Here is an 18988-nt window from a genome sequence, read left to right as displayed (position 1 = left end):
GCTGCCGTCGCGACGCACCTGAACTACCTCTCCTGGGCGCACAACAACTGCCTCGGCGACACCGCGGGAGCGAGCGACTGCGCCCGCCGGGCCCACGCGGAAGCGGTCGTGGCCGGGGATCTGCGACAGCAGGCGTGGGCCGACTCGTACCTGGCGGTGGCGCTGCTGAAGGCCGGGGATGCCCACGGCGCGCTGCCGCCGGCCGCCCGGGCGATGCGGGGGTTCCACGCCGTGGACGACCGGGAGGGCATGGTGAATCACGCGCTGTCAGTCCTGGGCAGGTCGCTCGAGCGCGCTGGAAGGCCCGACGAGGCGCTGCGGGCCTACCAGCACAGGTTCGCGCCGGCGTCCGACCCGGCCACGGCTCCGTCGCCTGTGATCGCGGGAATGACACGGGTGTCGGCAGCACGCCACATCGGCCTGCTGCACATGGCGCAGGGAAGGTGGCGGGAGGCAGTGGAGACACTCGAGTCGGCCGTTGCCTGGGAATCGGCGTCGGACATGCCGCAGTGGCAGGCGCAGATGTATACGCCGCGCTCGGCCGGGCGCGCCGCCAACTGGGGCAGACCCAGGGCGCCTTGGACGACGTGGACCGCGCCGTCGAGATCTACCGGCAGATCGGTGACGACGATGCCGTGGAAGCCATGCACGCCCTGCGCGGCAGTCTGGCCCCGCACCCGGGCGCTTGACCGGCCGGCGAAGACGGTCCGGCTCGGCGAGCGGCGGCACCCCCTGTTTTTCGTCCGGCCCGACGGGCTGCCAGACGTTCCACGCCCGCGGTGCCTCCCCGCCGCGGTCCCCGACGCCTCGCCACCAACCATGCACGAGTTCGCTGGCCTCGTGCTTTCGCGCGCCCAGCGGACTCGGAGGTCTTCGGCGATGTCCAGAGTGCCGAAGCGGTGACAGGGCGGTCGGAAGCGCCGGTGCTGCCTCAATCGCCCGCGTCCTACTGTGTGGGGCACCGCCCTGCATCCGACCGGTAAGGAGCACCAGGCTGTGAACGTCGGGATCCCTCCGCACATACGCGACACCGCGATCCAGCTCGGGGCCGGCGTCCCCTACGCTCTGAAGGTCCTGGCCGGCCACCTGGCCGACGACCCGGACATGGGCCGGCCCTCGGGGCTGCCGGGCATTCTCACCGTGATGGTCGACGCCGACTTGTTCGAGGACTGCCCCGCCCTGGCCATCGGCTACATCCGCGAGCCCGACCGGATCGAGATCCGGTATGTGAACCCGGCCCCCGCCGCAGAGCCCGCCGCGGACATTCGAGATCAGGGCCGGGAGCAGGTGCAGCACGCCGACCCCGGCACCGACGTGGTCATACGGGAGATCACCGACGCCTGGCAGCGCATCAGCCGCCGGCTCCAGCACGACGCCCCCGAGTCCCAAGCCGCGCTGCGCCGCGGCGCGGACCCTGCCGCCATCACCGCCCTCGAAGAGGACCTCGGCGTTCAGGTACCCGCTGAGCTGCGCACCCTGTGGTCTCTGGCAGCAGGTGACGACGGGGTCAACGGCGCGGGATGCCTGCCGGGCAATGAGGCCCTGATGACCCTGGACGCCGTGGCCGCCGTCCACCGGCAGCAGATGGAATCCCAGGCGCACCAGGACACCCTCAACACCCGCCGTCCGGAACATGACCGGATCACCGTGTGGAAGGCGGCCTGGATCCCGGTTGTCTCCTACGGCGTGGCCGACCGTACCTCGGGTCTGTACCTGGACGCCGAGACCGGATACCTGGGCCGCTGGTCCCGCTACAACGAAGACTCCGGCGGCGAACGCGACACGTTGGTCACTTATCTGGAAGACGTCGCCGACATGCTCGAATCCCCGGCCCTGGCCACGCGGGACCAGCCCGGTCTGGTCGGTGGGGCGTTGGTGTGGGGCAGCAGGCTCGATGCCACACAGGAGCGCCGGTGGCGATCCCTGTCGGGCTGACAACTCACGACAACTCACCGAGAAGGGGCCCTGCTCCGTGAGCCGGCCCCCCTCCTTGGGTTTGCTTGCAGGGCGCTCAGGTCAGCCGCGCGAGTACGGCTGATGTCGGGCCGGGGAGAACACGACGGTCCTGGTCGATCCCGGCCCGCCGCACGGTACCGACCCGGCACGGCACGAGCGGCCGACCCCTGCGCGGGGCGACCTCCTGACCGGGCAGCCGTCCGGGGCCACGGGGCGCAGGCGTCCCCGGTGGGCGGACGGTGCGGGTTCCGGCCTGGCGGATTCCGGCGGGCGAGGAAGTGCCGGCGCCGCTGTTCGACGGAGCCGGGTGCGGCCCGGACGGTGCGTGCGCCCTCCCGCCCTCCGAGCCGTGACCCGGCAGGGCTCCCACCACCTGCCGACGGCGACCCCGTCCACCGCAGCGACCCCACCGGACTGTTCGATTGGAAGTGGGCTCGTCGTCTACAGCGACTTCTTCCTCGCCCGCATCGGAGATGTACCGGGCTTCGCCGCCTGGGTCCGGCGCGACCACCGAGGCGAGGCTGGCGGAGGAACTGGCGTACGAGCTGGCCCAGTTCATCCCGGACGGCGGCACCGCCCGGGTCCTCTACGGCGTCGGGACGTGGACGACCACGCGCCTGCCATGACCGCTTCGGGCACCCGCGCGAAATCCCGCTTGGTCGCTCGCCGTCCGCCTCTACGACCGGATCGTCCGCGTCCTCGCCAGCACCGCCCGGACCTGGCTCGCCATGCACTGGCGCCGCTGGCGCACCCGCCACCGGACCCGAGCCCGCACCAGCCGCTACGGCACCTGAGCCGCACGCGCTCACGCACCGTGAAACCACCGGGTGTAGCACTGGCCGTACGGCCTGGAACCGTGGCCACCCTCAAACTCTGGTGCCCCTCCGCAAGCTCCGGTGCCCGACCACACGGCTCTGGGCAACCGATCGGTGAGGTACGCCGTACCGGCGGGAGGGCAAGCCCCAAGCCTGATCTGCGATCCAATGACACATTCAACGTCCCTTGAACGGTGAGTAGTTGCCGACAGAGGACTGCGAGAAGGGGCGCTCGCCAGGACGCTTGCATTGCCTGACGCTGCTGGAAAGGATCGGCAGTGTCGCTGGGTTCTGCCATGCGGTTGAAACGGGGGTTCGGAGTTGCGGTTCAGTGCGTCGCGGTGGTTTGCGTATCTCGCTGTCGGCTGGGCGACAACGTTCGCCGGTTTGCATGTCTTCTGGGCGCTCGGCGGGGAAGTGGGACTGGCCGTCTCGTCGGGTGAGCGTCTTGCCTCCGAGCGGCCGGCCTGGTTCGTGGCCGGAGGTCTGTGGGGCGTTGGCCTGTTGTGTCTGGTCGGCGCCGCGGTGGCGCTCGGGCTGCGGCGGCGCGGTGTGCACGGGCGCCGGTGGCGTGCGCTCCGGTGGCTCGGCGTCGGGATCGGCGCGCTGCTGCTGACCCGGGGGCTTCTCGTCGAGGTGCTGCTCATCACCGAGGTGTCCGCGGTGGGCGAGATCAGTGCCGCGCAGAAGTTCTGGACGCTCGCTTTGTGGAACCCCTGGTTCATTCTCGGCGGGTTGCTGTTCGTGCTGGCAGCGCACGGCTTCGGCAAGGACATGACGGCCCGGGCGGCAGAGAGAGCCGCAGTCGGCCACTGAGCCCTTTCCAGCCTCCGGTGGCAGTCCGGCAGTGCGCTTGGGCTGTGCAGGTGATCGCGGACCCCTTCAGCCGACTGCTGTGGGCCCCGGGCCGGCTCGGGCGCCGTCCGGGGGCTGACACGCGCGAGGGGCCCGTGGTGCGCCCCATGCGCGTTTCCCGGCAGGGTACGGGCGGCGGTTTCTCCATACTCTGGAGGCGGCCGTATCCGGCCGGTTCGGAGGCGACGGGATGAGGGAGAACGCAGGGACGGCGTTCGGTTTCGCGGGGGCGGCGATGGCGGCCGTCTACGTGCGCGACGCGGAGGGCACCGGCAGGCTGCGGCTGATCGAGACCCTCGGCCGGACCAGTACACCGTACGAGGTGCCCGAGACGCTGTCACCGGACGACCACTCCCCGGTGACGGATGCCTACCGCACCGGCCGCTCCGTGTGGCCGGCCACGGGGGAGAGGGCCACCACGGAGAGGGCCACCACCGAGAGGGCCACGAGCGGGACGGCCACGGTCGGGACGGCCACCGCCGCCGAGGCGCCGGGGGCGCCGGGGGTGTCGGGGGCGCCGGGGGTGTCGGCGGCGGCCCTGCCGCTGGGCGCGGAGGGCGGACGGCTGGGCTGCCTGCTCGTCGTCGACGACGGCCCGTACGGCTTCGACACCACACGCCGCCACCTGCTGGAGATGTACGCCGGCCAGCTCACGACCCGGCTGGAGGCGGACGGCCGGCCCCACACCACGCCCGACACCGACAGCGCACGGGAGCCGGCCCCGGCCGATGCGGTGCTGCGCCGGATCCGCCCGGGTGCCTTCACCCTGGCTCTGGACACCGGCGGTATCGAGGCGGACAGCCGGCTGCCCGAGCTGTTCGGCATCGCGCCGGAGGACTTCGACGGACGCGTCGAGACCCTGCTCTGGCGCGCCGTTCCCGACGACCTGCCGGCCCTGATGTCCCTCGTCGAGCCGGACGAGCGCGCCACCGGCCTCCGCGACCTGGAGTTCCGGATCCGGCTGGGCACCGGAGAACTGTGCTGGCTGTCGCTCAGCTGCCGGCTGGTCCTCGATCCGGAGGGACGGCCGGACCGGCTGCTCGGCGTCGTCGCGGAAGCCTCCCGTCTGCGGCCCCGGGCCCACGAGGTCTCCAGGGTCCAGCGGCTGGCCACCGCCCTCGCCGACACCACGAGCCCCCGCGACATCGTCGGCGTCCTGCGCGATTCGCTGGGCGCCGACCGGGTGGCGCTCGCCGAACTCGTGAGCGACCGGCTGATGGTCACCGTCCTCGACCCCCGGGATCCGGGCGCCTGGCCGCAGGCATGGCGGTCGGCCTGGCGCGCGGAGTGGCGCGACGCCCTCCCCGGCTCCCTTCCCACGGTGGAGGGCACTCTGCGCGAGGGGAACGTGCACCTGTGGCCGCCGGGCACGGCCGCCCCACCGGATCTGGTGGGGCTGGGCCCCGGAGGACTGGCGCTGCTGCCGCTGCCCGCCGAGGGCCGGACGCTCGGCGCGTGCGTGATCGGCTGGAACGGGGCACAGGAGTTCGGCCTGCAGGAGCGTTCCCTGCTGACCGCCACCGCGTCCCTGGCGGGGCAGGCCCTGATGCGGGCCCGCGCGTTCGACGCCGAGCGCGAGCTGGTCACGATGCTTCAGCGCAGTCTGCTGCCCCGCACGCTGCCCGCCCTGCCGGGCGGCGTGGCCGTCGTCCGCTACCTCCCCGCCGCCGCGGGGCTGGAGGTGGGAGGTGACTGGTACGACGTGATCCCGCTGTCCGACCGGCAGATGGCCTTCGTCATCGGGGACGTGGAGGGGCACAGCGCCGCGGCCGCCACCGTCATGGGCCAGATGCGTACGGCGATCAGGGCCTACGCCGTGGAGGGCCACACCCCCGACGTGGTCATCTCGCACGCCAACCGGCTGCTGACCGGGATGGAGACCGACCTGTTCGCCACCGTCTGCTATGTCGCCCTGGACATGGAGGAGGGCAACGCCTGGATCGTACGGGCGGGGCACCTGCCGCCCGTGCTGCGCGATCCGGAGGGCAGAACGAGGGAGCTGCAGGTCGAAGGGGGCCCGCCCCTGGGCGTGGACGCCCAGGCGGCGTTCCCGATGGCCACCGCCGCCATCGCGCCCGGCTCCGTCCTGGCCCTGATGACGGACGGCCTGGTGGAGTCGCCGGAGACCGGGGCGGAGGAGGGGATGCGCCGGGTGGGTGACTCCCTGGCGGCCGCCGACCCCTCCGACCCCGAGGGCATGGCGGCGGCCCTGCTCGGCCGTAGTGCGCGCCGCGACGACGACCTGGCGCTGCTCCTGCTGCGCTACGACGGGATGGCGGTCCGGCCGCTCCGGGCGGGCTGGGCGGTCTGGCGGCTGCCCGACGCGGCCGCACACGCGCGCCGCTTCACCCTTCGGACGCTGCGCGGGTGGGACGCGGTGGACGAGGCCGACACCGTTCTCCTGGTGGTCAGCGAGCTGGTGACCAACGCTCTGGTGCACACCCGGGGAGAGGTCCGGCTGGACCTCGCGCTGACGGGGAACCGGCTGCGTGTCGCGGTCAGCGACTCCTCGCCGCGTACGCCGGTCAAGCCGGCCAGCATGGACTGGGAGGCGACCGGCGGCAGGGGCATCCTCATGGTCGAAGCGGTGTCGGAGTCCTGGGGTTCGGTGCCGCTCAGCGGCGGCAAGCAGGTGTGGAGCGAGATCGCCCTGCCGTCGCGGGAACCGGAACCGGAACCGCTCGGCTCCGAGGAGGAGCCCACCCAGGGGAACCGGACCGGCCGAGAAGACACTCTGGGTGCAAAATGAGACATAATAGGAAAATATCGTCCAGTCGCTGAATCGAGGTGGGCCGGGCGGCCCGGGAGGTGCCGGGGATGAAGCCACGCCGGGGCCGGGCCGTGGCCGCGCTGGGCGCCGCGGCACTCGTGCTGGTCATCGCGGCCTGCGGGCAGGCCGCCCAAGCCGGAAGACAGCCGGACGGGGCCAGCGCCACACCCCGCACGGGGGGCTTCACCATCGGACTCCTCCTCCCGGCCAATCAGGCGGACCGCTGGGAGCGGTTCGACCGGCCGCTGATCGAGAGCAGAGTCCGCGAACTGTGCCCGACCTGCACGGTGCGTTACTCCCCGAGCGGGCCGGACGCCGCCGCTCAGCAGCGACAGCTCCGGGCGTTGCTGACCAGCGGGATCGACGTGCTGATTCTCGGCTCCGTCGACTCCAGGGCGGCACGTCCCACGGTGCGCGGCGCTGCGGCGGCCGGGGTGCCCGTCGTCGCCTACGACCAACTGGCCAAGGGCCCCCTCTCCGGATACGTCTCCTACAACGGCGAGGAGATCGGCAGGCTGCAGGCCACGGCCCTGCTGAGGGCACTGGGCCCGAACGCGTCCCGGCCCCGCATCGTCATGCTGAACGGCTCGCCGACCGACCCGAACGCGGCCGACCTGAAGAAAGGAGCCCTCTCCGTCCTCAAGGGCCGGGTGGAGATCGCCAAGCGGTATGAAGTGCTCAACTGGGACCCCCTGAACGCCTACGCCGATATGACCGCCGCCATCGCCGACCTCGGCCCCGACCGGATCGACGGCGTCTACGCCGCCAACGACGGCCTCGCCTCAGGAGCCATCGCCGCTCTGAGGTCGGCCAGCGTCCGTCCCCTGCCTCCGATCACCGGCCAGGACGCGGACCTCGCGGCCGTGCAGCGCATCGTCACCGGCGAGCAGTACATGACCGTCTACAAACCCTTCACCCCCGAGGCCCGTGCCGCCGCCGAGATGGCCGTCGCCCTGGGGCGGGGGGAGAGCGTGGAGGACATCGCCACCGGGACGGTCGACAACGGTTCCCGCCGGGACATCCCCTCCGTGGTACTCGAGCCCATCGCGCTGACCGCCGAGACCATCGACACCGTGATCAGAAGCGGCAAGTACACCACCGACCAGATCTGCACCCCCGACATCCGCTCCGCCTGCGAGGAGGCCGGTCTCCTTGGCTAGGGCCGTGTCCGGAGCGCAGGCACTCAAGCAAGGGAAGATCTCACGTGCCGACCCCACCTGTGCTGCTGGCGCTGCGCGGCATCTCCAAACGGTTCGGCGCCGTGCAGGCACTGCTGGACGTCGGCCTCGAGATCCATGCCGGAGAGGTCGTCGCCCTGGTCGGTGGCAATGGCGCGGGCAAGTCCACACTCCTCAAAGTCATCAGCGGTGCCGGGCCGGCCGACGAGGGCGTCATCGCATGGCAGGGCCGCACCGTCCGGATCTCCCGGCCCCGGGACGCCCGCGAACTGGGCATCGCCGCCGCCTACCAGGACCTCTCCCTGTGCGAGAACATCGACGTGATCGGGAACCTCTTCCTCGGGCGGGAGATCAGCCGGCTGGGGTTCCTGGACGAGGTGCGGATGGAGCAGCAGGCCCGGGAACTGCTGAGCACCTTGTCCCTCCGCATTCCCGACCTGCGGGTACCCGTCGCCTCGCTGTCGGCCGGTCACCGGAGGGGAATCGCGATCTGCCGCTGCCTCCTCGGTGACCCCCGGCTGCTCCTGCTGGACGAGCCCACCGCGGCCATGAGCGTCCAGCAGTCCGTCCAGGTCCTCGATCTCATCGAGCGACTGCGCGAGCGCGGTCTCGGTGTCCTGCTCATCAGCCATAACCTCGGCGACGTCAAGGCCGTCGCGGACCGCGCGGCGGTCCTGCGGCTGGGACACAACAACGGCTTCTTCGACGTCCCGACCACCTCCCAGGAGCAGATCGTCTCCTCCATCACCGGCGCCACGGACAACGCCGTCGTCCAGCGCACGACACCGGAGTGGCAACTGTGACCTCCACGAAACCGCACCCGGCCGACGCGCCCGAGCCGCCCGGCCCGCCCGAGCCGTCCGGCTCCCGCGGCCGGGAGGCGCGACGCCGGCTGAAGGGCCACCTGGACGCCACGCGGCGACGGATGCGCGAGGGACAGCTCGGCTCCGCCCCCGCCATCGTCGCCCTCGCCGTGATCTGGGCCGTCTTCGGCATCATGGACCCCGACTTCCTCAGCCCGCGCAACCTCTCCAACCTGGGCATCGACATCGTCGGCGCCGGCCTCGTGGCCGTCGGCGTGGTGTTCGTGCTGCTCCTGGCCGAGATCGACCTCTCGGTCGCCTCGGTCGGTGCCCTGTCCGCGGCCCTGTTCGCGGCGCTCAACGTGCGGCACGGCGTTCCGGAGCCGACCGCCGTCCTCCTCGCGCTCGCCGTCGGTGCGGCGATCGGCGCCGTCCACGGCTTCTTCGTCGCCAGAGTCGGCGTCCCGTCCTTCGTCGTCACGCTCGCGGGACTGCTGGGCTGGAACGGTCTGACGCTGTACATCTTCGCCGGGCAGGGCACCATCCTCCTGGACGAGAACGGCCCGGTCGTCAGGCTCACCCACTCCTACTTCCACAACGTCGCCGTCGCCTACGCCCTGGCAGCGCTGGGCACGCTCGCCTACTTCCTGCTGTCCTACCGGACCGCGCGGCGCCGCAGAGCCGCCGGCGCCCTGCCGGCCCGGGGCCTGCCCGAGATCGTGTTGCGCACCCTGGCCCTCGCCGCCGTCTCCTTCACCGCCGGCTGGACACTCAACCAGTTCCTGGGCCTGCCCCTCGCCCTGCTGGTCTTCCTGGTCTTCCTGGTCTGCCTCGATGTGCTGCTGCGCCGTACTCCCTATGGCCGCAGGATCGTCGCCCTCGGCGGCAACATCGAGCCGGCCCGGCGCGCCGGTATCGCCGTGACGTCGGTGCGCGTGTCCGTCTTCATGATCTCCAGCACGATGGCCGCGATCGGGGGTCTGTTCCTGGCCTCCCGGGTCAGCTCGGCCAGTGCGACGGCGGGTTCCGGCAACCTGCTGATCGAGGCCATCGCCGCGGCCGTCATCGGCGGCACCAGCCTCTTCGGCGGCCGGGGCCGCACCTGGTCGGCGCTCCTGGGCATCCTGGTGATCCAGTCGGTCGCCTCCGGAATGGCGCTGCTGGGCATCCCGGCGGCCGTCCAGTTCATGATCACCGGTGTGGTGCTGCTCGGCGCGGTCGTCATCGACACCCTCGCGCACCGCACCCAGCAGGCCCACGGCTGGGCCTGAGGCGCCGTCCTGCTTGACGAGGACCATGCCTACGAGTGCGGGGGAGGAGCAGGCGGCCGGTGTGATCCGGCCGCCGGACGGCACCCTCCGCGGTCCCCGGCCGTACCCGGGGGCGGCGCTGACGACACCCCAAGCACCGCGTTCCGTAACAAGGGGTGTCCGATCGCATACCTTCCGTATGTGATGGGGCTGTGTACCGGTCTGCCGGCCGCCGTGCGAGCGGGCCGGGCGGCTCTGCTGCTCGGTCTCGTCGTGCTGATCGCGGCTCACCTCGCGGGGACGGTCCATGGGCCGGTCTTCACCGGGGCGCATGCCGGGGCCGGTGTATCGGCCCGAGCCCACTCCGCCACCGGAGGTTCCGGGCCTCTCCCCGAGCACGGACACGGACACGGCCACGAGCGCGACCAGGACCACGAGCACGACCACGAGCACAGTCACGGTCACGTGGACCATGCTGTCGACCGTCCGCGGGCTCTCGCCCAACCGCAGGCCCTGACGGCGCAGAGCCCCGACGCGTCCGGGCTCTCTCCGTCCTGGTCCAGGCTCCCGGCCGCGGACGCCCGGCAGTCCGTCCCCACCGGCATGGCCCCCGAGGGATCGCGGGGCGGTCCCCGCGCCCCGGACGGCCGGTCCGCTCTCGCGCTCCACTGCGTCTGGCGTCAGTAGCCGCAGCCGCACCCCATGTCACTCCCGCTCCCCGTCCAGGACGGCGGCGGGCTGTGGCCGGGTGCGCCCGCGCGCCACTGCAACCCGAACGCCAACGCCGCCCCGCCCGCACGAGTGCCGGGGCGCGAAGGAGCCGTCAGCACCATGGATATCTCCCTGCTCGAATCCGTCCCTCCGCTCTCGCCCGGGGCATTCGCCCCGGCGCCCCGGACCGCCCGTCACCCCGCCCATCTGGTCGGCGGTACGCCGGTCCTGTGGGTCGACGAGCCCTTCGCCCCGCCCGGGCTCGGCTTCCACGCGAAGCTGGAGGGCGCCAACCCCGGTGGCATCAAGGACCGTCCCGGCCTCCACATGATCCGTGAGGCCCGCAGGCGGGGCGAGCTCGCCCCGGGCGCGCCGATCGTCGAGTCCTCCAGCGGCACGCTCGGCCTGGGTCTGGCCCTGGCCGGGCTGACCTACGGCCATCCCGTCACCGTCGTCTCGGACAGCGGTATGGAACCGGCCGTGGTCCGGCTGCTCACCGCCTTCGGGGCGCGCGTCGAGCGGGTCGCCGCGCCGCACCCCGAGGGCGGCTGGCAGGAGGCCCGGCGCCGGCGCGTCGCCGAACTCCTCGCCCGCACCCCGGACGGGTACTGCCCGGACCAGTACGGCAATCCCGACAACGCGGCCGCCTACCGTCCGCTGGCCACCGAGCTGATCGCCCAACTCGGCCGGGTGGACGTCCTGGTGACGGCGGTCGGTACCGGCGGCCACTCGGCCGGCACCGCCCGGGTGCTGCGCGAGTACGCCCCCGGCCTCACGCTCATCGGCGTCGACTCGGTGGGCTCCGCGATTTTCGGCCAGCCCGCCGGGCCACGGCTGATGCGCGGCCTGGGCTCCAGCATCCACCCCTCCAACGTCGACTATCCGGCCTTCGACGAGGTCCACTGGGTCGCCCCGGCGGAAGCCGTCTGGGCCTGCCGCCAACTGGCCCGGCACCACTGCGTCTCCGGCGGCTGGAGCGTGGGCGCGGTCGCCCTGGTCGCCGGCTGGGCGGCCCGCACCTTCCCGCCGGGCGCCCGGATCGCCGGGATCTTTCCCGACGGCCCGCACCGCTACCTGGAGACCGTCTACAACGACACCTGGTGCGACGAGCACGGCCTCCTCGGCCGCGAGCGGCCGGACGGGCCCGACGAGATCGCCGAACCCGGCGAGCGGGTGGTGACCGGCTGGACCCGTTGCGGCCGGGTCCGCGACCCGCTGGGCCGTGACATCACGAAGGCGGTCGTCCGATGAGGCGCCTGCGGGCCCAGATGGCCTCCTTCGACCCGTCCGTACGACTGCTGATGGTCAATCAGTTCGGCATCAACCTCGGCTTCTACATGCTGATGCCGTACCTCGCCGACCACCTCTCGCACGGCCTCGGCCTCGCGGCCTGGACGGTCGGCCTGGTCCTGGGCGTGCGCAACCTCTCCCAGCAGGGCATGTTCCTGATCGGCGGCACCCTCGCCGACCGCTACGGCTGCAAACCGCTGATCCTGGCCGGGTGCGCCCTGCGTACGGTGGCCTTCGCGCTGCTGGGGCTGGTGGACTCGCTGCCCGCCCTCGTCGCGGCCTCGGCGGTGACCGGTCTGGCGGGCGCGCTGTTCAACCCGGCCGTGCGCGCCTACCTCGCCGAGGCGGCGGGCGAGGAGCGGAGGGTGGAGGCGTTCGCCGCCTTCCATGTCTTCTACCAGGCCGGCATCCTCATCGGTCCGCTCGCCGGACTGGCCCTGCTGGCCTGGGACTTCCGCGTGGTCTGCGCGGTCGCCGCCCTCGTCTTCGGGATCCTGGCAATCCTGCAGTGGCGTGCGCTTCCGGCCCGCCCGCCCCGTGACCGCGGTGCCGAGCCGGCCTGGCGGGCCGTCGCCTCCGACTGGCGCACCGTCGCCGCCAACCGTCCTTTCCTCCTCTTCGCCGCCGCGATGACCGGCTCCTACGTCCTCGCCTTCCAGGTCTACCTCGCCCTACCGCTCCGGGCCCGCGAACTCTTCGGCGAACGGGCCGGACTGGTGACCGGGGCGGTCTTCGCCGTTTCCGCCCTGGCCGCGCTGTCCGGGCAGCTCAGGCTGACCGCGTGGGCGAAGCGGCACCTCTCCGGACCGCGGGCCGTCGCCTGCGGCCTGGCGGTGATGGGCGCGGCCTTCGTGCCGCTGATGCCGGGCGCGCCCCCCGGTGGCATCGGCCGTGCGACGGGCGTCCTCTCCCTCGCCGCCTGCGCGGCCCTGCTGGCCTGGGGCGGGGCACTGCTCTACCCCTTCGAGATGGACACCGTCGTCCGGCTGTCCGGGGACCGGCTCGTCGCGACGTACTACGGCGCCTACAACACTGCCTCCGGCATCGCGATCTCCGTGGGCAACCTGGCCGTGGGGGCGCTCTTCGACGCGGGGGTGGGGTGGCTGCCCTGGGCGGTGCTGGCGGCGACCGGGTTTCTGTGCGCGGGGCTGGTCGTGAGACTGCACCGGGCGGGGCGTCTCGGGGCCCCGCACCCCGTGGCCACCGGGGCCACCGGGGTCGCCTGACCGCGGGCGCCCCGCCGGATCTACAGGCGGGCGTGCAGGCCGTCGTCGAGGTCGCCGTGGCGGTGCCGCCGGCCGGCCCGCACTCGCCGGGCACCCGTCACGTGGGGGTGCCCGGCGGGCAGGCCGGTGTGGACGTGCGCGGGGGGCGACGGCCACAGCCGCGCCGCCAGCAGGGAGGCGGCCAGCGCGATCCCGCCCAGGGCCGCGACCGCCCACACGAGCCCGGCCGCCGCCCCCAGCCATCCGGCCAGTGGGTACGTCAGCAGCCAGCAGCCGTGGGAGAGGGAGAACTGCGCGGCGAACGCCGCCGTACGTTCCTCCGGCGGTGCCGAACGGCGGATGAGCCGCCCTGCCGGAGTGAGCACCAGCGAGCAGGCGGCGCCGAACGCCGCCCACACGGCGAGCAGCACGGGCAGGCGCCAGCTTCCGCTCTGCGCGGTGGTGACCGCCCCGAGCCCGGCGAAGATCACGGCGAGCGCCAGCGCGCCCGGCAGCATCACGGCCCGGTCCGGCAGCCTGTCCAGAACCCGGGGCAGGACCAGGGCCACGGTCATCGACCCGGCACCGTACGCGCCCAGCGCGACCGGCACGGCAGCCTGCGGCAGTCCCAGGTGGTCCCGGACGTAGACGATGGAGTTGACCGTCACCATCGCACCGGCCGCCGCGACGGCCAGGTTCAGGGCGAGCAGCGCCCGCAGCCGCGGGACGGTGAGGAAGAGACGGGTGCCCGCGGTCGCCCGGGTGAAGGCGCTGCCGGTGCGCGGCGCCGGCCGGGCGGCCGGTCCGGGCAGGGCCGCGGAGACCACCAGCGCGGCCGAGGCGAGGAAGCCCAGCACGGTGCCGGTGAACAGCCAGTTGTATGTGATCAGCGACAGCAGCACGGCCGCGAGCGCGGGGGAGAACAGACTCTCCAGGTCGTACGCGAGCCGCGACAGGGACAGGGCCCGCGTGTAGTCGTGCTCCCCGGGCAGCACCTCCGGAATGACGGCCTGGAACACCGGCGTGAACACGGCCGAGGCGGACTGGAGCAGGAGGACCAGGACGTACACCTGCCACACCTGGTCGACGAACGGCAGGAACAGTGCCACCCCGGCGCGGACGAGGTCCGCGCTCACCATGAGCGCCCGGCGCGGCAGCCGGCCGGCCAGCGCGCCGGCGGCCGGGGCGATCGCCACGTACGCCGTCATCTTGAGGGCGAGCGCGGTGCCGAGCACGGAGCCGGCCTCGGCACCGGCGAGGTCGTAGGCCAGCAGAGCGAGCGCGACGGTGGCCAGCCCGGTGCCGGTCAGAGCGACGACCTGGGCGGTGAAGAGGCGGCGGTAGGTGCGGTCGCGGAGGACGGCGAGCATGGGGGCGGCTCCCCGGACGGTCGGCGGGCACGGCGGTGCCGGGAGTATAGCCATCATGTGCGCACCTGCGCACATGATGGCTGAATGTGTTCTCCCCGGCCGATGGCTCTAGGCTGGCCTCATGTCCGAGCGCCAAGCCATGTCACCTGCGGCCGGTGCGCATCTGGGGGCTCCCGACAGTGCGCGGCTGGCCGAGGCGACCGGGGTGTTCGCGATGCTCTCGGACGCCACCCGCCTGCATCTGCTGTGGCTGCTCGCGCAGGGTGAGGCGGACGTCGGCTCACTCGCCGAGCGGTGCGACGCGTCGCGCACGGCGGTCAGCCAGCATCTGGCCAAGCTGCGGCTCGCCGGGCTCGTGGACACCCGCAGGGAAGGGCGGCACATCCACTACCGCCTCAGCGACGGGCATCTGCGGCGCCTGGTCGTGGAGGCGCTCAGTCACGCGGACCACCGGGTGAGCGGGCAGGCCCCGCACGACTGACCGGGTGTTCACGACGCGGAGGCGCCGGCCCACCGCACCCCGCCGGCCTGCTGTCTCCCGGGCCCGCGCGGCGACTCCCGCATCGTCGTGACCAGCGCAGCCGAGCGCGGATCACCACTGGCCGGCACTCCGGCGCTGCACGACGGGACACGCAGGGTCACTGCTGGAGGGATCTCCGGCTTTCTGCCCGGGGCCGGGGGCCGGGGGCCGCCGTCACCAGGATCAGCGGGACGCCGTCGCACGGGCGCAGGTGCAGTCCGCCGTGCTCGACGCCGTCGGCGGGGCCGGCCAGCACCGCCGCGTAGTCCGGGCCCCTGCTGAGCGATCCGGCCAGGTGGTGGGGGTCGGTGGAGGCGGCGACGCGGCCGCGCACGTTGACCAGGCGGGCGGGTTCCGGCAGGCACTGGAGGAGCGGGACGACGCCCGCTTCGAAATGCCGCAGATAGACGTCGGCCGCGGCCACCCCCGTGAAGCGGCCCCCGACGGTCACCGGTGCGGAGAGGGTGAGGCTGTACTCGTCCGAGCAGAGATAGTCCACGTAGGGCCCGGCGACCGCCCGCTGCCCGGTGTCGCGGGGCAGTGTGAACCAGTCCCAGTGGGTGTAGTCGTAGTACGCCGAGTGCTCCGGGTCCAGGTTCAGCAGGAGCGGCCGGAGGGCCCCGTCCGCGGTGGTCTGCCACCACTCCAGGCACGCCGGTACGTCGCCGAGCAGCCCGGGCGCCGCCACGAAGCCGGCCCCCGAGATCAGGTCGTACCGGCTGAGCCGGGCGTGCAGGCCGGGGCGGAGCGCCGCGAGATCGGCCGATACGGGGCGGCGGCCGTCCGTGCCGGCCGCGGTGAGCACCGCTTCCGCGTCCGCCCCCGTCCGGATCACGGCGTCGAAGACTCCTTCGAGCACGTCACGGACCCGGGCGGCCGCATCGGCGACCGTGCACTCGTCAAGAACCGCCGCCGAGGCGGGTACGGGACGGGGCTCGCTCCCCATGGAGGTCCTCCTTCGGGCGGGGGCCGCGCGCTCCGCGGGCCGAACCGAGGCGGAGTTCGATCAGGCGCGTCATGGAGGTCCGCACGCACTGTTCGGCCAGATCCCTGGCGCGATGCTCCTCGCCATCATGCACGGCGGAGATTACGGCGCGGTGACGATCCAGGACGTCCCCGAGGTATCCGTCCTCGCCGAGGACGAGGCGCATCAGCGCTCCCACCTCGGTCTGGAGGGTGACCTCCGCCCTGGTCAGCCGGGCGGACTGGGCGGCCGCGGCCAGTTCCACGTGGAAGCGTCCGTAGATCCGGCTGCGCGCCGCGGTGTCCGCCGCGCGCGTCAGCTCTTCCAGGGACCGGTTCAGCTGCTCCAGGTCCTCGGGTTCCGTGCGCTGGGCGGCGAGCCGGGCGGCGGCACCCGAGACGGCCGCCCAGTGGTCGGAGAGGTCGCGGAGTTCCTCGGTGCTCCAGTCGGAGAGGCGGGCGCGCAGCCGGTCCTCCGCGGGCCCGTCGGGCACGGTGACGAAGCTGCCTCCGCCGCGGCCCCTGCGGGTGGTGACCAGACCCTGCTGGCGCAGGGACATCAGGGCTTCCCGCAAGGTCACGGTCGAGACGCCGAGCCGGGCCGCGAGTTCGGTCTCACCGGGCAGCTGCTCCCCGTCGGCCAGCAAACCGAGGTCTATGGCGTCACCCAGCCTGCGCACGACGGCCTCCACCCGGGCCTGGGTGTCGACGGGCGTGAACACGGCCTGCCGGATGCCCGGTTTGTCGCGGTTCATGGCCACCACCTTGCTTGTTGACTCAGCCGTTACCTTACCGGGGTCTTGAAATTAGAACTATGACTTCATATGTTTACGGCCAACGTCCGACGGCATCAGAAAGGTTCCCGCCCATGGAGGGAATGGCGATCCGGCTTCAGGGCCTGCGCAAGGCGTTCGGCCGGACGGAGGCCGTGGCAGGAGTCGATCTGGAGATAGCGGACGGCGAGTTCTTCTCGATGCTGGGGCCCTCCGGCTCGGGCAAGACCACGGTCCTCCGGATGATCGCGGGCTTCGAGGCGCCCACGGGCGGCACCATCGAACTCGCGGGTTCCGATGTCACCCGCCTGGCACCCTTCGAACGCGATGTGCACACCGTGTTCCAGGACTACGCGCTCTTCCCGCACATGACCCTGGAACAGAACGTCGCCTACAGTCTCAAGATCCGCGGAGTGCCCAGGGCCCAGCGGCTGGCGCAGGCCCGGGAGGCGCTGGCGAGCGTACGGCTCGAGGGCTTCGGCGCACGCCGCCCGTCCCAGCTCTCCGGGGGGCAGCGGCAGCGCGTGGCACTCGCCCGCGCCCTGGTCGGCCGGCCGAAGGTGCTGCTGCTCGACGAGCCGCTCGGCGCCCTCGACCTGAAGCTGCGCGAGCAGATGCAGATCGAGCTGAAAGCGATCCAGCGCGAGGTCGGCATCACCTTCGTCTTCGTCACGCACGACCAGGAGGAAGCGCTGACGATGAGCGACCGGATCGCGGTGTTCAACCAGGGCCGCATCGAACAGATCGGTACCCCGGCCGACATCTACGAACGGCCCGCCACCCCCTTCGTCGCGGGCTTCGTCGGCACCTCCAACCTGCTCACCGGCGAGGCCGCCGAGCGGGTGGTGGGCAGGGCCGGCACCTACAGCGTCCGTCCGGAGAAGATCCGGGTGGTGCGGGACTCCGGGAACGCCGGCGATCCGGACTGCTCCACCGCCGTGGGTACGGTCGCCGAGGTCGTCTACCTGGGGGACGCGACCCGTCTCCTGGTCGACCTGGACGCCGGCGGGCGGCTCACCGCCCTTCAGCAGAACCTGGAGACCTCGTCCGAGGACGTCGCCGCCTACCGCGGCTCCCGGGTCAGGCTCCAATGGCACCACCGCCACAACTTCCGTGTCCCGGACGTGCCTCCGGACGTGCCCCCGGAAGCGGCCCCGGCCGATCGGCAGCCCCTCCGCACCCGATAGCACCCGCCGCGCTCCGCCCGCGCTGAACCGCGCCTGTACCAGCGCTGTGCCCGCATCGCCCCCGCCCGTCCCCCTGTCTGTGCCGGCCCCCTGGCCCGTGCTGTCCCCTTCATGCCTTCCCCTGGAGATTCCCGTGCGCATGTCCCCTTCGCTCAAGGCAGCCACCGCGGTCGGTGTGCTGCTGCTCGCCACCGCCTGCGGCTCGTCGAACGGCTCCGGCTCCGACGCCTCCGGACTGAACCCGCCGGACCTCAAGGCCCAGGAGAAGCTCGGCAAGACCGAGGGCGAGGTCAACCTCATCGCCTGGGCCGGCTATGTCGAGGACGGCACCAACAACCCGGACGTCGACTGGGTCTCCGGCTTCGAGAAGGAGACCGGATGCCAGGTCAACACCAAGACCGCCGCCTCCTCCGACGAGATGGTCAGCCTGATGAAGACCGGACAGTACGACGCCGTGTCCGCCTCGGGCGACGCCTCGCTGCGGCTCATAGCCTCCGGGGACGCGGCGCCCGTCAACACGGACCTGACCCCCAACTACGCAGACGTCTTCGAGGGGCTGAAGAACAAGGACTGGAACACCGTCAACGATGTCGCGTACGGCGTCCCGCACGGCCGCGGCGCCAACCTCCTCATGTACAACACGGAGAAGGTCAAGCCGGCCCCCACCTCCTGGTCCGTGGTCTTCGACAAGGGCTCGCAGTACAAGGGCAAGGTCACCGCGTACGACTCCCCGATCTACATCGCGGACGCCGCTCTCTACCTGATGGCGACCCAGCCCGACCTCGGCATCAAGAACCCGTACGCGCTCGACCAGAAGCAGTTCGACGCCTCCGTCGCCCTGCTGAAGGAGCAGAACGCCAACATCGGCGAGTACTGGAGCGACTACCTCAAGGAGATCTCCGCGTTCAAGAGCGGCGACTCCGTCGTCGGCACCACCTGGCAGGTCATCGTCAACGCGGCCAAGGCCGAGAAGGCCCCCGTCGAGGCCGTCCTCCCCGAGGAGGGCGCCACCGGCTGGTCCGACACCTGGATGCTCTCCGCCAAGGCGGAGCACCCCAACTGTGCCTACAAATGGATGGACTGGATCATCTCGCCCGAGGTGAACGCCCAGGTCGCCGAGTACTTCGGCGAGGCCCCGTCCAACGCCAAGTCCTGCGAACTCACCGCGGACAAGGACCACTGCGCCACCTACCACGCGGGCGACGAGGCGTACTGGAAGAACGTCCACTACTGGACCACGCCCATCTCCCAGTGCATCGACGGCCGGACGGACGCGGAGTGCGTGCCGTATGCCGAGTGGGTCCAGGCGTGGACCGGGATCAAGGGCTGAGGGTCAAGGACC

16 protein-coding genes are annotated in these 18988 nt (G+C 72.3%); 13 read left to right on the top strand and 3 right to left on the bottom strand.

Annotated elements, in window-relative coordinates; all coding sequences use genetic code 11:
* Positions 1-996 precede the first annotated feature (996 nt).
* The 10 genes from LIX60_RS03455 to LIX60_RS03410 all read left to right on the top strand — a co-directional run bounded on the left by LIX60_RS03455 (position 997) and on the right by LIX60_RS03410 (position 12854).
* Positions 997-1935 carry an SMI1/KNR4 family protein gene (locus LIX60_RS03455; protein ID WP_227957141.1) on the top strand — a complete coding sequence of 313 codons (939 nt, stop codon included), beginning with the start codon at positions 997-999 and terminating at the stop codon, positions 1933-1935.
* Between the two features lie 494 nt (positions 1936-2429).
* Positions 2430-2582, top strand: coding sequence for a hypothetical protein (locus LIX60_RS03450; protein ID WP_227957140.1), 153 nt, complete (start codon positions 2430-2432; stop codon positions 2580-2582).
* 510 nt (positions 2583-3092) lie between these two features.
* Positions 3093-3587, top strand: a complete 495-nt coding sequence (locus tag LIX60_RS03445) for a DUF3995 domain-containing protein (protein WP_227957139.1) — start codon at positions 3093-3095, stop codon at positions 3585-3587.
* A 229-nt stretch (positions 3588-3816) separates the two neighbouring features.
* The gene (locus LIX60_RS03440; protein WP_227957138.1) at positions 3817-6375 is read left to right on the top strand and encodes a SpoIIE family protein phosphatase; all 2559 of its coding nucleotides are present in this window, start codon (positions 3817-3819) and stop codon (positions 6373-6375) included.
* 68 nt (positions 6376-6443) lie between these two features.
* Positions 6444-7556: a sugar ABC transporter substrate-binding protein gene (locus LIX60_RS03435; RefSeq protein ID WP_227957137.1), complete on the top strand. Its 1113-nt coding sequence runs from the start codon at positions 6444-6446 to the stop codon at positions 7554-7556.
* 44 nt (positions 7557-7600) lie between these two features.
* Positions 7601-8377 carry an ATP-binding cassette domain-containing protein gene (locus LIX60_RS03430; protein ID WP_227957136.1) on the top strand — a complete coding sequence of 259 codons (777 nt, stop codon included), beginning with the start codon at positions 7601-7603 and terminating at the stop codon, positions 8375-8377.
* Entirely contained in the window at positions 8374-9648 is a 1275-nt protein-coding gene (locus LIX60_RS03425; RefSeq protein WP_374117786.1) for a sugar ABC transporter permease, read from the top strand. Before LIX60_RS03430 ends, LIX60_RS03425 begins: the two co-directional genes overlap by 4 nt.
* Before the next feature lie 180 nt (positions 9649-9828).
* A complete protein-coding gene (locus LIX60_RS03420) occupies positions 9829-10314 on the top strand; it encodes a hypothetical protein (RefSeq protein ID WP_227957135.1) in 486 nt (161 codons plus the stop codon).
* A 144-nt stretch (positions 10315-10458) separates the two neighbouring features.
* Positions 10459-11589, top strand: a complete 1131-nt coding sequence (locus tag LIX60_RS03415) for a PLP-dependent cysteine synthase family protein (RefSeq protein ID WP_227957134.1) — start codon at positions 10459-10461, stop codon at positions 11587-11589.
* Positions 11586-12854, top strand: a complete 1269-nt coding sequence (locus LIX60_RS03410) for an MFS transporter (protein ID WP_227957133.1) — start codon at positions 11586-11588, stop codon at positions 12852-12854. The genes LIX60_RS03415 and LIX60_RS03410 overlap by 4 nt, the downstream gene beginning before the upstream one ends.
* Before the next feature lie 20 nt (positions 12855-12874).
* Here the strand turns inward: LIX60_RS03410 and LIX60_RS03405 are convergent, their stop codons facing one another.
* Entirely contained in the window at positions 12875-14203 is a 1329-nt protein-coding gene (locus tag LIX60_RS03405) for an MFS transporter (RefSeq protein ID WP_227957132.1), read from the bottom strand.
* A 121-nt stretch (positions 14204-14324) separates the two neighbouring features.
* Here LIX60_RS03405 and LIX60_RS03400 point away from each other — a divergent pair, with 121 nt between their 5' ends.
* Positions 14325-14684, top strand: coding sequence for a metalloregulator ArsR/SmtB family transcription factor (locus tag LIX60_RS03400; RefSeq protein WP_227957131.1), 360 nt, complete (start codon positions 14325-14327; stop codon positions 14682-14684).
* 157 nt (positions 14685-14841) lie between these two features.
* Here LIX60_RS03400 and LIX60_RS03395 read toward each other — a convergent pair whose 3' ends face one another.
* Together LIX60_RS03395 and LIX60_RS03390 are read right to left on the bottom strand one after the other, a co-directional pair.
* Positions 14842-15669, bottom strand: a complete 828-nt coding sequence (locus tag LIX60_RS03395; protein WP_227957130.1) for a cache domain-containing protein — start codon at positions 15667-15669, stop codon at positions 14842-14844.
* Positions 15623-16441 (bottom strand): FadR/GntR family transcriptional regulator, encoded by an 819-nt coding sequence (locus LIX60_RS03390; RefSeq protein ID WP_227957129.1) that lies wholly within the window; start codon positions 16439-16441, stop codon positions 15623-15625. Before LIX60_RS03390 ends, LIX60_RS03395 begins: the two co-directional genes overlap by 47 nt.
* Positions 16442-16554: 113 nt before the next feature.
* On the opposite strand from LIX60_RS03390, the gene LIX60_RS03385 reads away from it, so the two are divergent.
* Positions 16555-17646 carry an ABC transporter ATP-binding protein gene (locus tag LIX60_RS03385; protein WP_227957128.1) on the top strand — a complete coding sequence of 364 codons (1092 nt, stop codon included), beginning with the start codon at positions 16555-16557 and terminating at the stop codon, positions 17644-17646.
* A 139-nt stretch (positions 17647-17785) separates the two neighbouring features.
* The gene (locus LIX60_RS03380; RefSeq protein WP_227962607.1) at positions 17786-18976 is read left to right on the top strand and encodes an ABC transporter substrate-binding protein; all 1191 of its coding nucleotides are present in this window, start codon (positions 17786-17788) and stop codon (positions 18974-18976) included.
* Positions 18977-18988 lie beyond the last annotated feature (12 nt).

The sequence above is a fragment of the Streptomyces sp. S07_1.15 genome, from assembly GCF_020739505.1.
GTDB lineage: Bacteria > Actinomycetota > Actinomycetes > Streptomycetales > Streptomycetaceae > Streptomyces > Streptomyces xinghaiensis.
The sequence above is the reverse complement of the archived record's forward strand: the minus strand, read 5'-3'. Positions and strand labels throughout refer to the sequence as shown.

What these genes read in the sequence shown, in the direction of transcription:
- LIX60_RS03450 (WP_227957140.1), top strand. Translation starts at nt 2,430, where the DNA reads ATGTACCGGGCTTCGCCGCCTGGGTCCGGCGCGACCACCGAGGCGAGG.
- LIX60_RS03440 (WP_227957138.1), top strand. Translation starts at nt 3,817, where the DNA reads ATGAGGGAGAACGCAGGGACGGCGTTCGGTTTCGCGGGGGCGGCGATG.
- LIX60_RS03435 (WP_227957137.1), top strand. Translation starts at nt 6,444, where the DNA reads ATGAAGCCACGCCGGGGCCGGGCCGTGGCCGCGCTGGGCGCCGCGGCA.
- LIX60_RS03415 (WP_227957134.1), top strand. Translation starts at nt 10,459, where the DNA reads ATGGATATCTCCCTGCTCGAATCCGTCCCTCCGCTCTCGCCCGGGGCA.
- LIX60_RS03410 (WP_227957133.1), top strand. Translation starts at nt 11,586, where the DNA reads ATGAGGCGCCTGCGGGCCCAGATGGCCTCCTTCGACCCGTCCGTACGA.
- LIX60_RS03405 (WP_227957132.1), bottom strand. Translation starts at nt 14,203, where the DNA reads ATGCTCGCCGTCCTCCGCGACCGCACCTACCGCCGCCTCTTCACCGCC.
- LIX60_RS03400 (WP_227957131.1), top strand. Translation starts at nt 14,325, where the DNA reads ATGTCCGAGCGCCAAGCCATGTCACCTGCGGCCGGTGCGCATCTGGGG.
- LIX60_RS03395 (WP_227957130.1), bottom strand. Translation starts at nt 15,669, where the DNA reads ATGGGGAGCGAGCCCCGTCCCGTACCCGCCTCGGCGGCGGTTCTTGAC.
- LIX60_RS03390 (WP_227957129.1), bottom strand. Translation starts at nt 16,441, where the DNA reads ATGAACCGCGACAAACCGGGCATCCGGCAGGCCGTGTTCACGCCCGTC.
- LIX60_RS03385 (WP_227957128.1), top strand. Translation starts at nt 16,555, where the DNA reads ATGGAGGGAATGGCGATCCGGCTTCAGGGCCTGCGCAAGGCGTTCGGC.
- LIX60_RS03380 (WP_227962607.1), top strand. Translation starts at nt 17,786, where the DNA reads ATGTCCCCTTCGCTCAAGGCAGCCACCGCGGTCGGTGTGCTGCTGCTC.